At 29.7% G+C, this 14,784-nt stretch carries 13 protein-coding genes; 7 read left to right on the top strand and 6 right to left on the bottom strand.

Annotation, left to right across the window (positions count from 1 at the left end):
- Positions 1-5: 5 nt before the first annotated feature.
- Positions 6-1,304 carry an amidohydrolase family protein gene (locus WG951_RS01985; protein ID WP_105048544.1) on the top strand — a complete coding sequence of 433 codons (1,299 nt, stop codon included), beginning with the start codon at positions 6-8 and terminating at the stop codon, positions 1,302-1,304.
- Positions 1,305-1,400: 96 nt separating this feature from the next.
- Here the strand turns inward: WG951_RS01985 and WG951_RS01980 are convergent, their stop codons facing one another.
- The 5 genes from WG951_RS01980 to WG951_RS01960 all read right to left on the bottom strand — a co-directional run bounded on the left by WG951_RS01980 (position 1,401) and on the right by WG951_RS01960 (position 6,375).
- A complete protein-coding gene (locus tag WG951_RS01980; RefSeq protein ID WP_105048543.1) occupies positions 1,401-1,592 on the bottom strand; it encodes a cold-shock protein in 192 nt (63 codons plus the stop codon).
- Positions 1,593-1,738: 146 nt separating this feature from the next.
- Positions 1,739-2,005, bottom strand: a complete 267-nt coding sequence (locus WG951_RS01975) for a hypothetical protein (RefSeq protein ID WP_105048542.1) — start codon at positions 2,003-2,005, stop codon at positions 1,739-1,741.
- 176 nt (positions 2,006-2,181) lie between these two features.
- Entirely contained in the window at positions 2,182-3,717 is a 1,536-nt protein-coding gene (locus tag WG951_RS01970; protein WP_105048541.1) for an SDR family NAD(P)-dependent oxidoreductase, read from the bottom strand.
- A 4-nt stretch (positions 3,718-3,721) separates the two neighbouring features.
- Positions 3,722-5,032 (bottom strand): DEAD/DEAH box helicase, encoded by a 1,311-nt coding sequence (locus tag WG951_RS01965; protein WP_105048540.1) that lies wholly within the window; start codon positions 5,030-5,032, stop codon positions 3,722-3,724.
- Positions 5,033-5,034: 2 nt separating this feature from the next.
- Positions 5,035-6,375 (bottom strand): DEAD/DEAH box helicase, encoded by a 1,341-nt coding sequence (locus tag WG951_RS01960; protein ID WP_105048539.1) that lies wholly within the window; start codon positions 6,373-6,375, stop codon positions 5,035-5,037.
- 174 nt (positions 6,376-6,549) lie between these two features.
- Here WG951_RS01960 and WG951_RS01955 point away from each other — a divergent pair, with 174 nt between their 5' ends.
- Both WG951_RS01955 and WG951_RS01950 read left to right on the top strand, forming a co-directional pair.
- Positions 6,550-7,119: a Crp/Fnr family transcriptional regulator gene (locus WG951_RS01955; RefSeq protein WP_105048538.1), complete on the top strand. Its 570-nt coding sequence runs from the start codon at positions 6,550-6,552 to the stop codon at positions 7,117-7,119.
- 225 nt (positions 7,120-7,344) lie between these two features.
- Positions 7,345-8,085, top strand: coding sequence for an acyl-CoA desaturase (locus WG951_RS01950; RefSeq protein WP_105048537.1), 741 nt, complete (start codon positions 7,345-7,347; stop codon positions 8,083-8,085).
- 131 nt (positions 8,086-8,216) lie between these two features.
- Here the strand turns inward: WG951_RS01950 and WG951_RS01945 are convergent, their stop codons facing one another.
- Positions 8,217-8,813: an NAD(P)H-dependent oxidoreductase gene (locus WG951_RS01945; RefSeq protein WP_105048536.1), complete on the bottom strand. Its 597-nt coding sequence runs from the start codon at positions 8,811-8,813 to the stop codon at positions 8,217-8,219.
- 93 nt (positions 8,814-8,906) lie between these two features.
- Between WG951_RS01945 and WG951_RS01940 the strand changes: the two genes are divergently transcribed.
- The 4 genes from WG951_RS01940 to WG951_RS01925 all read left to right on the top strand — a co-directional run bounded on the left by WG951_RS01940 (position 8,907) and on the right by WG951_RS01925 (position 14,587).
- Positions 8,907-9,809 (top strand): LysR family transcriptional regulator, encoded by a 903-nt coding sequence (locus WG951_RS01940; RefSeq protein WP_105048535.1) that lies wholly within the window; start codon positions 8,907-8,909, stop codon positions 9,807-9,809.
- A 386-nt stretch (positions 9,810-10,195) separates the two neighbouring features.
- Positions 10,196-11,200 carry a methylmalonyl Co-A mutase-associated GTPase MeaB gene (meaB, locus tag WG951_RS01935; protein WP_105048534.1) on the top strand — a complete coding sequence of 335 codons (1,005 nt, stop codon included), beginning with the start codon at positions 10,196-10,198 and terminating at the stop codon, positions 11,198-11,200.
- Positions 11,201-11,235: 35 nt separating this feature from the next.
- Positions 11,236-11,988, top strand: coding sequence for an acyl-[acyl-carrier-protein] thioesterase (locus WG951_RS01930; protein ID WP_105048533.1), 753 nt, complete (start codon positions 11,236-11,238; stop codon positions 11,986-11,988).
- A gap of 196 nt (positions 11,989-12,184) precedes the next feature.
- Entirely contained in the window at positions 12,185-14,587 is a 2,403-nt protein-coding gene (locus tag WG951_RS01925) for an erythromycin esterase family protein (RefSeq protein WP_105048532.1), read from the top strand.
- Positions 14,588-14,784: the final 197 nt, after the last annotated feature.

The following is a 14,784-nucleotide window of genomic DNA, read 5'->3' as shown; positions in this document are numbered from 1 at the left end:
TAATGATGAAAAAAATAATATATAGTTTGCTATTTTTCTTCTTAGCAGGAAATAGTATAATTGCTCAACAAACACCTGCAAACAAACAAATTGCAGATTATTCGATACAAGGAGCAACCGCACACTTAGGCAATGGTAAGATTATAGAAAACTCTTTAATTATGTTTAGCAATGGTAAAATTGTTTTTGCAGGTAGTGCAAATGCAAAAATTGCAAGAAGAGGAACTGTAATTGATGCCAAAGGAAAACACGTATATCCTGGTTTTATTGCCGCTAATGCCACTTTAGGTTTGGTAGAAATTGACGCTGTAAAAGCCAGTGACGATGAAGATGAAATTGGTGCCAACAACCCACATATTAGAAGTTTAATTGCCTATAATGCAGAAAGCAAAGTTGTAGAGTCTATGCGCCCAAATGGTGTATTAATGGCACAAATTACACCAAGAGGTGGATTAATTTCTGGGACTTCTTCCGTGGTGCAATTAGATGCTTGGAACTGGGAAGATGCCGTTATTAAAACAGATGATGCAATTCACATGAATTGGCCAGGGAGTTTTACAAGTGGAAAATGGTGGTTAGGTGAAGATCCTGCTTTAAAACCAGACAAAAATTATGCTAAAAAAATAAGTGACATCAAATTATACTTTACAAATGCAAAAGCGTATTTGGCAAGTAAAAAGGATAAAAAACACTTACCTTACGAAGCTACAAAAGGATTGTTTAATGGTACTCAAAAACTTTTTGTTCATGTAAACGGACAAAGAGAAATAACCGATGCCATTTTAATGACCAAAGATATTGGTATAGAAAAAATTGTAATTGTGCATGGAAATGAAGCCGATAAAGTTGCAGATTTATTAGTAAAAAACAATATTCCTGTTGTTTTAGAAAGACCTCATAGAAATCCAGATAGCGAAGATGTTGCGTATGATTATACATATACCATTGCTAAAGTATTAACAGACAAAGGAGTTGTAGTAAGTCTTGGAATGGAAGGACAAATGGAACGTATGAATACGAGAAATTTACCTTTTTACGCAGGCACATTTGCTGCCTATGGTTTAGATAAAGAGGTAGCTTTACAATTATTAACCTCTAATACTGCTAAAATTTTAGGTATAGATGATATTGTAGGCACTTTAGAAGTTGGTAAAGACGCTACTTTGTTTGTTTCAGAAGGTGATGCTTTAGATATGAGAACCAATATTTTATCAGAAGCATTTATTCAAGGAAGAAAAATTAGTTTAGAGACCCATCAAACCAAACTTTGGAAACGATACTCTAATAAATATAAAACCAAATAGATTGTTTGATAACCGTAAAGGTTTAAGAACTTAAAAAGCACAAAAAAAGCCCATCAATTAATTGATGGGCTTTTTATAAAACTTGAAGTATATTTTTTAGATAACTTTTACGTTAACTGCATTTAATCCTTTGTTTCCTTCTTGTAAGTCAAATTCAACTTCGTCACCTTCTCTAATTTCATCAATTAAACCAGAAACGTGTACAAAATGATCTTTGTCTACTCCTTCTTCAGTAATAAAACCAAATCCTTTTGTTTCGTTGAAAAACTTTACTGTACCTTTACTCATAATAATGTTGTTAAATTTATAATACTAATTATATATGCAAAGATGGTTCCATTTTTCTGATATACAACCTTATAATTGTTTTCTTTTCAATTTATTATTATTTAACGCTAAGAAAAAGGAAAAAGACTCTTTAAAACAATCAACATTTATATTGCTGATTTTTCAAAATAAAGAGTTAAAAAAGCATCAACTTTATCTTTAATACTATTTATAGAGTGTTTTAAATCTCTAAATATAGTTACGTTCTCCTCTACTCTATTTCTACTGATACTCTCTTGTACTTCTACAATTCGAACACCTTTAATGTTTTCTAGTAACATTTTTAATTCGTGATCTAATGAAATGTCACTTAAATAAATTTTTAAGGTTTGTTCTCTTGGTGAGTTTCTAATTTCTGTTCTAAAAGCTAACATAATTGTATAAATTTAAAAGGTTCATAAATAATATTACTCTAAAGTAACTCCTCCTAAGTTACTGTTTTAGTTTCATTTATACAAAAAAAATCTTCTACCTGAATATAAAAAAAAGGAATGCTTTTGATTTATAACCATCAGCATTCCTTTTTTTCTGTAATAAAGCGATTAAAAAACTACCAGTCTATAGGAAAATAATCTTTTAAAAATTTACCAGACCAATGTTTACCTGTATTTATTCCATCAATTAACGGATCCATAACTCTTGCGGCTCCATCCACAATATCTAAAGGTGGTTGAAAATCGTGAGTTTCTACCTTTTTCTTTGATAATTCTGCAGGATCTTCATCGGTAACCCAACCCGTATCTACCGCATTCATATAAATACCAGACTTAGCAAATGTAGAAGCAGATGTATGCGTTAACATATTTAAGGCAGCTTTAGCCATATTGGTATGCGGATGTCTGTCTACCTTTTTAAATCGATGAAACTTCCCTTCCATGGCAGTTACATTGATAATATGTTTTTTACCCGTATTTTCTTTCATCATTAAATTAGACAAACGATTACACAACACAAACGGAGCAACAGCATTTACCAACTGTACTTCTACCATTTCTGTTGTTTCTATTTCACCTAATTTTAAACGCCAACTATTTGTTTTTCTTAAATCTACTTGTTGTAAATCTGCATCTAATTCTCCTTCCGGAAAAACTTCTGCTGTCTGTAAAGAGTTGTCAAAACTATACGGAATTTGAGATAATTCTGCCGAATTACGCAAACCAATTCCTGGTTCTGGACCGTGCCAAGTAACTGGTAACACGTTGTTTTTATCTGTTTTTGATGTAGACACACTTAAACTAGATAATTCTTCTAAACAGCTAGAATGATCTTTTAACAAAGTCTGCGCCAATTTAGGCAATTGATCTATTGGTTTCTTTTCATTTTCCATTAAATGGAAATAAAAACCAGAAGGTCTTCTTACAGTTTGCGCCGCATTATTGATTAAAATATCTAAGCGATCGTATTTTTGTTCTATATAATTACAAAAAATTTCTACACTAGGTATGTGTCTTAAATCTAAGCCATGGATATGCAAACGATCAGACCAATCTTTATAATCTTCTTCTTTAGAAAAACGGATTGCAGAATCTGCAGGAAAACGTGTGGTTGCCACAACAGTTGCTCCAGAACGCAAGCACATTAAGGTAATGTGATATCCGATTTTTAATCGAGAACCTGTAATTACCGCTACTTGCCCTTTTAAATCGGTCGTTTGAAAACGTTTTGCATAATTTAAATCGCCACACTCTTTACACATCGTATCATAAAAATGATGCAATTTGGTAAATACTTTTTTACATACGTAACAGTTTCTTGGTGATTCTAATTCTGGAGTATCTTCATTTATAGCTGCTGCTCCTAATAATTTAGGAGCCACAAACAAGGATGCTTCACGAGCTGAACGTATTCCTGTTGATTTTCGGGCATGTTTATCACCTTCTATCATTTTACGCTTTGCCGCTTTTTTAGCGTCTTTTCTTCTTCGCTGAAATTCATCACGATTGGGTCTAGACAATTCGCCAGCAACTTTAAAAAGCGCTACTCTTTGTTCTTCTGGCAATTCAAAAAGCTGATTTGTATCCTCCAATAATTTTTGAAGGGTAACGATACACGAATTTACTTCGGCATTTAATTCTTTATTACTCATATTCTTACACTTCGTAAATACGTACTTTTTTCTTTTTTAAACGAGAATTATTTAATTTCTCTATTAATTCTGCTGTTAATGTTGATGGAACTGCCACAAAAGCACAATCTTGTTTTAACTCAATGGCCCCTAACTGTTCTTTAGTTAATTTTCCTTGTTTTATAAACAAACCAGCAATATCTCCTTTAGAAATTTTGTCTTTTCTACCACCAGAAATAAATAAAGTTTCCCAAAAAACAGGACTTCTTTCTGCTTGTTTAGAAATATCTTGTACATCAGCATTTTTAATAAAATCTGGTAAACGTTCGTCTTTCCACTTTAAAACAAATGCTGTTCCTTCTGCAGAAACCCTTGCCGTACGTCCGTTTCTATGTGTAAATTCTTCTATTGCTTGTGGCAATTCATAATGAATTATAAAACTCATTTCTGGCACATCAATACCTCTTGCTGCTAAATCTGTAGCAATTAATAATTGATTGGTACCGTTTCTAAATTTAATTAAAGAACGCTCTCTATCCTTTTGCTCCATTCCACCACTAAAACAACCATGTTTTATGTTCTTGCTTTCTAAAAATGTACTAACATTATTTATAGAATCCTTTAAATTACAAAAAACAATCCCTTGCTTATTTCCTAAATGATTTAGTAAATGTAATAAGGTATTTAGTTTATTTTTAGCCGGAGAAACTACTGTTCTTATTTCTAATTTAGAAGTTACTGCTTTTAAATAATTAACCGTATTTGGCTTTCTTAAACCTACAAAATCAGGAATCTCAACTCCCTGTGTTGCAGAAGTTAATATGCGTTTATCTAAAGAAGATAATTGATTGATAATATTACGCATTTCATATTCAAAACCAACCTCTAGAGACTTATCAAACTCGTCTAAAATTAAGGTTTTAATATGATCTTTAGAAAAACGATCGTTTGCAAAATGGTCTGAAATTCTACCAGGTGTACCTATTAAAATTGCAGGAATATGTTTTAATTCTATTTTATCTTTAGACATTGGTCTACCTCCATAAACCGCGTTTACTTTAAAACCAGATCCCATAGAACGAATTACTTGTTCTATTTGAATGGCCAATTCTCTAGAAGGGACTAAAATTAACGCTTGTACTTCTTCTAAAGTTGGATCTAAAAATTCTAATAAAGGCAAAGAAAAAGCTAATGTTTTACCTGTACCTGTTGGCGAAAGTAATATTACATTGTCGTTTTTATGTATTGTAGCAATCGCTTCTTTTTGCATTTGATTTAATTCATCAATCTGCAATTTTGCTAATATATCTTGTTGACTTTTAATGTTATTTGCCATCGTTATTTCTTTTTCTTCTTTTTAATTACCTCTGGTTTTGTCTTTGCACTAGCGGTTTGTGCTAAATGATTTGCTAAGATTTTATCTACCAATTCTTCCTTGGTTAAATGATGAAATATTGTTTTAATCTCCCCCTTTAAACCTTCTGAAATTGCTCTATTGGGTTTTGTTTTAAATATTTTTTTTGCCCAAAGAATGGTGTTATTATTTTCAATACTTTGTGCATCTGCTTTTTTGTATTCTTTAAATACCAATCCTAAATCTTCTTCAAATTCAGGAATTTCTTCTAATTCTTCTGGCTGTATTACACTTAATGAAAGTCCGGTTGCTCCTGCCCTAGCCGTACGTCCGCTTCTATGAACATAGGTATCATATCTGTCTGGTAAATGATAATTTACAACGTAAGAAATTTCTTTAACATCAATACCACGAGCAGCCAAATCTGTAGCCACTAAAATATCAATATTTCCTTCTCTAAATTGCCCCATAACTCTATCACGAATCCCTTGGGTTAAACTACCATGTAAAGCACCAGATGAAAACTTATTAATGGCTAAATTTTTAGCTAATTTATTAACAGCAGCCTTGGTTTTACAAAAAATAATTCCGCGTTCTCCTTCTTTGGTCGATAAAAAATGCATTAAAACATTCAATTTTTCTATCGGTTCTACTACTACATATTGATGATCAATTCCTTTATGCCCAACAGAATCCATGTCTGTTTCTATATGTTCTACGTGTTTAGACATATAGTTTTGTATCAGTTGCTTTATCGTTCCTGGCATGGTAGCCGTAAACAACAACGTTCTTCTAACATTTGGAATTTCCTTAATAATAATGTCTACTTCTTCCTTTAAAGCACTCACCATTTCATCTGCTTCATCTAAAACAAAATAGCTGATTTCTTTAATGTTGATAGCCTCACGTTTCATTAAATCTACCAAACGACCTGGAGTTGCAATTACAATACTTGGATTCTTTTTGATAGCTTCAATTTGAGGTTTTATAGGGATTCCTCCACAAATAGATACTATTTTTTCTTTTTGCTCATCCGAAGCAAAAGAAATTAAATTGTCATATATCTGATGTCCTAATTCTCTTGTAGGTGCTAAAATTAAAACTTGTATATGTGTTTCATCAGCTTTAATTTTTTGCAATAAAGGCAACCCGAAAGCAGCTGTTTTCCCTGTTCCAGTTTTTGCTAAAACCACCATATCTTTCTTTTTATGTAAGATAAACGGAATGGTTTTTTCTTGAACTGTAGTAGGAACTGTAATTTCTAATTTTGCTAAACGTGCTTCTAGTTCTTTATGAATTCCTAAAGATGAAAAAGTTTTTGACATTAAATATATTTTTTGCAAAGGTAGCAATATCGTTCTTGTTAATTAAATAAATTATGGTTCGTGAATTTAAAATGTTTTAATTAAAAAAAAGCATCATTATATATCTAAATAAACCACAAAATAGGCTTTCTGAATCCGTATATTTGCAACTCTAAATTAGTAGTAATAAAAGATTTGCAACAGATAAAAGCCTACTTAGAACAAATAGCCTCCATATCTCAAGAAGATTGGGACTTTTTTACGTCTAAACTGCAACCTCGCGTCATTAAAAAGAAAACAGTTTTCTTAAAATTAAATGAAATAGAAAATCATATTTCTTTTATAGAATCTGGTGTAGTGCGTTTGTATATCCCTAAAGAAAATCCTGAAAAAGAAATTACTTTTGGTTTTAGTTTTAAAGACCAATTTATTAGTGCTTATGATTCTTTTTTAACAAGAAAACCATCTGCATATGAGTTACAAGCACTTACAGATACTACTATTTTAAGCATTTCTTATACAGATTTACAAGAAATTTATAGAACCACTCAAATTGGTAATTTAATAGGTCGATTAACCGCAGAACGTCTTTTTTTAATCAAATCTAGTAGAGAACAAAATTTACTAAACCTAACTGCTGAAGAACGTTATCTAAAATTATTTAAAGAGCGCCCAGAACTTTTAAAAGCAATTCCTTTAAAATACATTAGCTCTTATATTGGTGTTACAGCACAGGCTTTAAGTAGAATTAGAAAACGGATTTAAAAACATCAGCACATTTTATAACACTTTTAAAATGTACTTTTTATCAAAAAGATTACTATTGTTTCTTAATTCTTAATTCTTAGTACTTAGTTCTTAATTATTAGTTCTTAATTCTTGGTTCTTAGTACTTAGTTCTTAAAACACAGTGGTCATTTTTCTTTTTTTATTGATTTGGGTTCATTGTTTCCCTTAAAATAGCAAACTACCTTTGTAAAAATTACAAATATGGCAGTCGTTATTTTTATTATAGTGCTTTGGTATGGAGGTTTGTTTTTTCAATCTTTCTTTTTACACCGTTATGCAGCACACCAAGTATTTACCATGTCTAAAACCATGGAAAAAATCACCTTTATTTTAACGTGGATTTTTCAAGGATCTAGTTATTTAAGTGCTTACGGATACGGAATTATGCACAGAATGCATCATGCGTATACAGATACAGAAAAAGACCCACACTCTCCTTCTTACGATGCAAATATGTTTGCAATGATGTGGAAAACAAAAACTATTTATCAAGATATAAATGAGCAACGTATTGCTATTGATGATCGTTTTACTAAAAATGTACCTCAATGGAAAACGTTTGATGCTTTTGCTGGTTCTCGTTTTTCTCGTATCCTTTGGATTGCATTTTACATTTTATTCTTTGTTTTCTTTGTAACTTCTTGGTGGCAGTGGTTATTATTACCAATCGCTTTTTTAATGGCACCTATTCACGGAGTTATCATTAATTGGTTCGGACATATTTATGGCTATGTAAACTTCAAAATGAAAAATACCAGTAAAAACCTTTTTCATTTCGATTTTTTAATGATGGGAGAAGGTTATCATAATAATCACCATAAACATGCAAGTAGCCCTAATTTTGGTGTAAAATGGCACGAAATAGATATGACGTATTTAATTATAAGAGTTTTAGACTTTTTGGGTTTGATTAAACTGAAAGCCATCAAAGTAAAAAAATAATACTTTGTAAGAAAAGAGTTTGAGTTCTATTTTTTATCACCTAAAGTTGATAAAACCTAGTTCCAAGTAAATAAAAAGAAGTAACTCCAAATAAACGGAGTTACTTTTTTTTATACACGAAAACCATAAAATTACTGGTTCATCATTAAATCATTTAAAAAAGTACTGTAATTATTCAATTCTAAAGGAACATCTGCATTTTTTTCCATATCGTGAAAATGATGTGTGCCTAACAATTCCATTCCTGTAAAAGCATTCATTCTGTGAAACCCAAACATAACACCATCGTCCACACTTTTTTGATTAAAAAACTCATTTTCTAAAGTAAATGCTGTTTTAGGAGCATTCCAGCTTGTAGTAAGTATATATTTCTTTCCATGCAGTAATCCGCCTGTTCCGTAGTTAATATCTGGATTTAATCGACTTCTTCCATCGCTTTTATAAATTCCGTTTTGATGACCTTCTGTAAAAACTTCATCAATATATTTTTTAAACCCAAAAGGAATTTGAAACCACCAAATTGGCGTATGATAAATGACTAAATCTGCCCATTTAAATTTCTCCACCTCCTCTTTTGCATTATAAGTATCGCCTACTTGTGTACATTTTACTTCAAACTCCTCACGCGAATCAAAATATGAAACAGTAGTATTAAAAAGAGTTTCGTTAAATCTTCCACCAGAATGTGCAAATGGATGACTTCCGTTAATTATAAATATATTTTTCATTTATGTCTTGTTTTATTTGAGACAAAATTAAAACAACATTTACTATTGTAAAAATAATACAAATCATACCTTTGTATTAATAATATAATAGTTATGGTGAATTTAGAATGGTACAGAACATTTAAAGAAATATATGAAAACGGAACTTTAACCAAAGCATCGATTGCTTTATATGCTTCTCAACCCGGAGTTAGTGTACATTTAAATGCTTTAGAAGCCTATGTTGGTAAAAAATTATTTGAACGGACTTCAAGAAAAATGATTCCAACAGAAGATGGAAAATTTTTATATGAGTATATTATTGAATCTTTAAAAAAACTAGAAACAGCAGAACAGCATTTTAAAAGAACAACTCAAGAAAAAAATCCATCTTTAAATATAGGAATGTGTTCAGAAATGTTTCAACTTATTATTGAACCTGAAATACCCAAACTAGACTTTGACTTAGTAGCTAGATTTGGAGCGCATACCGATTTAATAAAAGACCTTAACAACGGTATTTTAGATTTAGTAATAACACCTAAAAAACAGCATGAAAAAAAATCTTTAGTAGAATATACTCCGTTTTCAAAAGAAAGAATCATATTAATAGCTGGCAATAAAACAGATACAACCAAAATACAAGAACACCTAAAATCTAACAACTTAAACAAATTAGAACACGAACTACTTAAAAACACTTGGTATAGTTCATCTAACGAAATGGAACATTTTAGACGTTTTTGGTTTGAAAACTTCAATAAAAAACCAGCCTTTAAACCCAACTATATTTTACCAAATATCACTTCTATTATTAGGTGTTTACACAATAGCAACGGACTTGCACTCGTGCCAGATTTTTTATGTCAAAAACAAATTTTAAGAAACGAGATAAATTTAGTTTGGGAAGGAAAAGTAAAAACCGAGAACACTTTATATTTTGCATCAAGAACAGATTTGAAATACAAAAAAGAATTAGATACAATTAAGACTATATTTACATCAAAAATGAAATAAACAAAAATAATAACAACCTGTTTTATATTTAGATCTTTTTTAATTATAAAATGTCAGTTCGAGTGATTTTGAGGTACGAAAGATTGTATCTAGAATAACTTAAAACACCTTTTCTCTATACAAATTTTACGCATTGCAACCGTAAAATTGACTCGAATTGACAGAATTTCATCAATAGTATAACCTCAATTCAATTTTCGACTAAACAACTATATTTTTTGCTGTCTTTTAATGAAAATCAACAACTATTTTACGTCATATAATTTGCAACCCTAACTAGAAAAATCACTTTAAAAAGCCCTTTAAATTCGTGTTATTTTTTTTCATTATTTGTATCTTTGTTATACCTGAAAGCTAACCAACAAATCTAGCTTTCTGTCTCTAAAATGAAAAACTATAAACCAAAAAAAAGATTACCTACACAAGCATATATAGATGGTATTTTAAGAGGAGATAGAGTTATTCTGTCTAGAGCAATTACAATCATTGAAAGTAATTTAGAAAGTGATAAAAAACTAGCAAAAGAAATTGTTCAAGAAATACTACCAAATTCGGGTAAATCAATTCGTATTGGTATTACAGGTGTTCCTGGTGTTGGTAAAAGTACCTTTATAGAAGTATTTGGCTTGTATTTAGTAAAACAAGGACATAAAGTAGCTATTTTATCTATAGATCCTAGTAGTCAGCGTTCTAAAGGAAGTATTTTAGGCGATAAAACTCGCATGGAAGAATTATCTGTTTTACAAGAAGCCTACATTAGACCGTCTGCCTCTGGCGATACTCTAGGAGGTGTTTCTAATAAAACTGGTGAAACCATGTTACTTTGTGAAGCTGCAGGTTACGATGTTATTTTAATAGAAACCGTTGGTGTTGGGCAATCGGAAACTGCTGTACACGGTATGACCGATTTCTTTTTATTATTGATGCTTGCTGGTGCTGGTGATGAGCTGCAAGGAATAAAAAAAGGAATTATGGAAATGGCAGATATGGTGGTTATTAATAAAGCCGATGGCGATAATATTACCATGAGTAATTTGGCTAAAAGACAATACCAAAATGCATTGCATATTTTTCCTGCATCAGAATCTGGTTGGACTCCCGTTGCAAGTACCGCTTCAGCCATAAAAAACATTGGAATTTCTAAAGTTTGGGACGAAATTTTAAAATTTAAAAAGCTAGTTGATGAAAATGGTTACTTTATAAAAAACAGAAATCATCAACAAATAAAATGGATGTATAATAATATTAATGAAGAATTGAAGCAGTTGTTTTATGGTTCTAATAATATTAAAAATGAACTTTCTACATTAGAAAAAGATATTGTTACCGCTAAAATATCACCTGTAAAAGCAGCGCAACAAATTATAGATCAATTCAAAAAATCTTTTTAAATAACTCTTATTCAATTCTTTTTAAAATGTGAAAAATGATTTTTGAAAATTATTTTGATAAACAGTTTGAATTAAGATATTTTGAAATGAATAAACTAGGACTAGCAACACCTACCACAATGTTGGCCTTATTAGAAGAAACTGCTGCAGAACATTCTCATGCTATAGGACTTAGTTTATTTAATCTTTTAAATAAAAATGTTGGTTGGATTTTAGTTTCTGGGATGCTACAAATGGATCGTTATCCCAATTATAAAGAAAAAATAACCATTAGAACTTGGTTGTCTAGCTACTCCTCTATAAAAGGTTATAGAGAAAATATTATTTTTGATGCACAAAACAATATCATTGGCAGTGCAAAAGGCTTGTGGGTTTTCTTTGATATTGAAAAAAGAAGACCGATTCTGATTTTTAATGAAATTAAAGAACGATGGTCTTGCTTTAGTAAAGAATCCATATACGGAGATATTAAGAAAAAAATAAATCCGGTTGATAGTGCAGATTATACCAACCACTTTAGAGTAAATCGCTATGATACCGATACAAATAAACATGTAAATAATATTAGATACTTGCAGTGGGTACTTGAATCCATACCAGAAGACATCTCTGAAAATTATTTTTTACATAAAATTGATGGACGCTTTATGGCAGAAGCAGCATATGGAGACACTGTTATATCATTAACAGAAAAAGGTAAAAAAGAAAATTATTTTACACATACGATCAAAATTAAAAGCAGTGATAAAGTTTGTGCTACTGCTAAGACTATTTGGAAGAAATATTAATAATTAGATTTTTCTGCGTTAATTAGTGAAATTAGCAGGAACACTTACACTCTTTTTATTATCTCCCGTAGTTGGCAATCATTTAACAAAATTAGCATCAAAATCCGTTTTTCATTATAATTTTTCGTTAATAAAAGAAAACAAAATCAGTTAATGAATAGAGAATATTATTATTGTAATTCAATTGTAATTTTTTATGAAAAAATTAATTCTTACTTGTTTTCTTCTTTTTGTAAACTTTATACAATCTCAAGAATTAAGAACAATAGAACTTCTTCAACCAAAATCAAAAGAACTTAATGATTTATCATTCCTAAAAGATGAATTAAAAGAAAAGCAAATTGTAATGCTTGGAGAACAAACTCATATGTATGGAAATATATTTGAGATGAAAGCAAGAGTTGTTGAATATCTACATAAAGAATTAGGATTTACAACTATTGCAATGGAATCTTCAATGTATGACATTTGGAAAATGAACAAAAGGGGTTTTAAATCTAAAGATTTTAACAATGCAATTTGGGGAGTTTGGTCAAATACTTTAGAATTTCAGAGAGTAGTTAATTATATAGATAAAAACAATTTAAAAGTTATTGGCTTTGATTCTCAAGTAAATAATACTTCTCAATTTGTAGAAGATTTTTATGATTATTGCGAAAGTCAAAATATAACTTTAAAATTAGATGAAGATGATTTCGGAATTATTATCGAAGGTGTTTTAGAAAATGTAACAGTTGAAGAAGATGATATTAAATATAAAATTTACGAAAAAGAGCTTAACAGAATTATTACACAAATAAAAAAGCTAGAAGACAACGATACTAATTATTATTGGAAACAATTTACAAAAAGTCTTTTAGCTTGTTCACAAGATGCATATTATAATAAAGAAGAAATTCTTACAACAGACTTTGGTAATAAAAATTATAATATTAGAGATAAACAAATGGCTGACAACCTATTGAGTTACATCAATAAAAATCCGAATGAAAAAATTATTTGTTGGGCAGATAATATTCATACTATCAATGACAATTCAAGTATAAAAAAACCGATTGCAAAAGAATTTATTTCAATGGGTTCATACATTAAAAAAGAACTGAAAGACAAATCCTATAGTTTAGCAACAATTCATGCAAATGATTCACTTTTAGATTTAGGAACAAAAAAATGGCACGCAACACCTATTAAAAAAAGTTCATTTGAATATGAATTGAGTAATTTAAATAAACCTTACTTGTTTGTAACTTCAAATCAAAAAGAAATGCAATCAATAAAAGAAACAAGATTATTAAACTTTGTCGATTTTACAAATGCTCGATTAGACCAATTACACGATGGTTATATATATTTTAAAAATGCGACATTACCAAAATTAGAAATTCCAATTGACAGCGTAAATGTTTCTAATAAGCAACAAGATTTAGGAAAAAAAATAGAACAAATTGAAATAGGTAAGAATGTTATTCTAAAAGGTCAACTTATTGACAAAGAAAGTAAAGAACCAATTCCATTTGCTACCATAATCTTAAAAAATGAAGAAATTTACAGAGTTGCAGATGAAAATGGTTTTTATCAATTGCCAATTAAAAAAACTATGATGGAAAACGCAAGTGTTGAAATTTCATCAATGGGCTTTGAAACTCGCACTATTCGATTAAAGGAACTAAAAGATAAAACCTATTTTAATCAAAAGTTTCAAACGTTAAATGAAGTTGTTATAACTAGCTTTTTATCACCAAAAACAGTATTAAAGAAAGCAATTTTAAATAAAAAAATAAATCACCCAACCAAGCCTTTTAATTTTTATAGATATGGTAAGGTTTTGATAAATAAAAATGACATAAATGAATTAGATTTGGAGTTAATAACAAAAGACTATGATTATGGTTATTTATCTCCTTACGTTATAACACAAAGGGTTGAACAAATAAAATGGAACAATAATAATAACCCGAAAAAATATAAATATTCTTCTGAGTTCTTCTCTTATCGTCAGAATGCTATTCGTTACGCAAATATCTTACACAAAAGAAAATATAAAAAATTCAATTTAAAATTTGTAAAATCAGACAATCCAATAGATGAAACTACATATATTATTTCATTCCAAACAGAAAGAAATAAATGGAATTACACAAATAAACCTTATCCAACAGAGTATTCTGGCAGAATTTATATTGATAAAAAAACATTTGCAATTGTAAAAGTTGTAGAAAATTGGAAAACAACTTTAAAATCTGAAGAAATTGAAAAACACTTTAAAGGATACGAAAGTTATAAACGCTTTATAAAGGCAAAACAAATAATCATTAAAGAGGAAAATACTTGTACTTATTCTGATATTTATAATGACGGAAAATATTACGCAACTAAATATTTTAATAGATCTTATGAAGAAATACAAAACATAGATGACAAAATAGAGAATAGAGTTTTAGAAATGGATTCCGACCTTTATGACTTTGAGCTAAATAATGTTGAAGAAATAGAATATGAATTTCGTAAAATGGAACAAACAGTATTAAATCGCGTAGAATATGACAAAACCTTTTGGAATTCATTTTACGAACGAAAGAAAAAAGAAAAATCTAAATAAAAAACTATTAACAACTCCGTGTAGTAAAAATTGCTTCTTTTTAGCTTAACTAAAGTTCGTTGTGTTTTTGTAAACTCCTATTTCCTTACGGAAAATAGCCGTTCATTTTAATAGCAATTTTCAATACTAATCTACGGAAACATTTATGCAATTTTCTTTTTTTCCTTTAGATTACACATATCACGTAGATTGTTATT

Source organism: Polaribacter butkevichii, assembly GCF_038024105.1.
GTDB lineage: Bacteria > Bacteroidota > Bacteroidia > Flavobacteriales > Flavobacteriaceae > Polaribacter > Polaribacter butkevichii.
The sequence above is the reverse complement of the archived record's forward strand: the minus strand, read 5'-3'. Positions and strand labels throughout refer to the sequence as shown.

Bases quoted from the DNA above. Each gene is read 5' to 3' on its own strand.
- WG951_RS01985 (WP_105048544.1), top strand. From the start codon at position 6: ATGAAAAAAATAATATATAGTTTGCTATTTTTCTTCTTAGCAGGAAAT.
- WG951_RS01980 (WP_105048543.1), bottom strand. From the start codon at position 1,592: ATGAGTAAAGGTACAGTAAAGTTTTTCAACGAAACAAAAGGATTTGGT.
- WG951_RS01975 (WP_105048542.1), bottom strand. From the start codon at position 2,005: ATGTTAGCTTTTAGAACAGAAATTAGAAACTCACCAAGAGAACAAACC.
- WG951_RS01970 (WP_105048541.1), bottom strand. From the start codon at position 3,717: ATGAGTAATAAAGAATTAAATGCCGAAGTAAATTCGTGTATCGTTACC.
- WG951_RS01965 (WP_105048540.1), bottom strand. From the start codon at position 5,032: ATGGCAAATAACATTAAAAGTCAACAAGATATATTAGCAAAATTGCAG.
- WG951_RS01960 (WP_105048539.1), bottom strand. From the start codon at position 6,375: ATGTCAAAAACTTTTTCATCTTTAGGAATTCATAAAGAACTAGAAGCA.
- WG951_RS01950 (WP_105048537.1), top strand. From the start codon at position 7,345: ATGGCAGTCGTTATTTTTATTATAGTGCTTTGGTATGGAGGTTTGTTT.
- WG951_RS01945 (WP_105048536.1), bottom strand. From the start codon at position 8,813: ATGAAAAATATATTTATAATTAACGGAAGTCATCCATTTGCACATTCT.
- WG951_RS01940 (WP_105048535.1), top strand. From the start codon at position 8,907: ATGGTGAATTTAGAATGGTACAGAACATTTAAAGAAATATATGAAAAC.
- meaB (WP_105048534.1), top strand. From the start codon at position 10,196: ATGAAAAACTATAAACCAAAAAAAAGATTACCTACACAAGCATATATA.
- WG951_RS01930 (WP_105048533.1), top strand. From the start codon at position 11,236: ATGATTTTTGAAAATTATTTTGATAAACAGTTTGAATTAAGATATTTT.
- WG951_RS01925 (WP_105048532.1), top strand. From the start codon at position 12,185: ATGAAAAAATTAATTCTTACTTGTTTTCTTCTTTTTGTAAACTTTATA.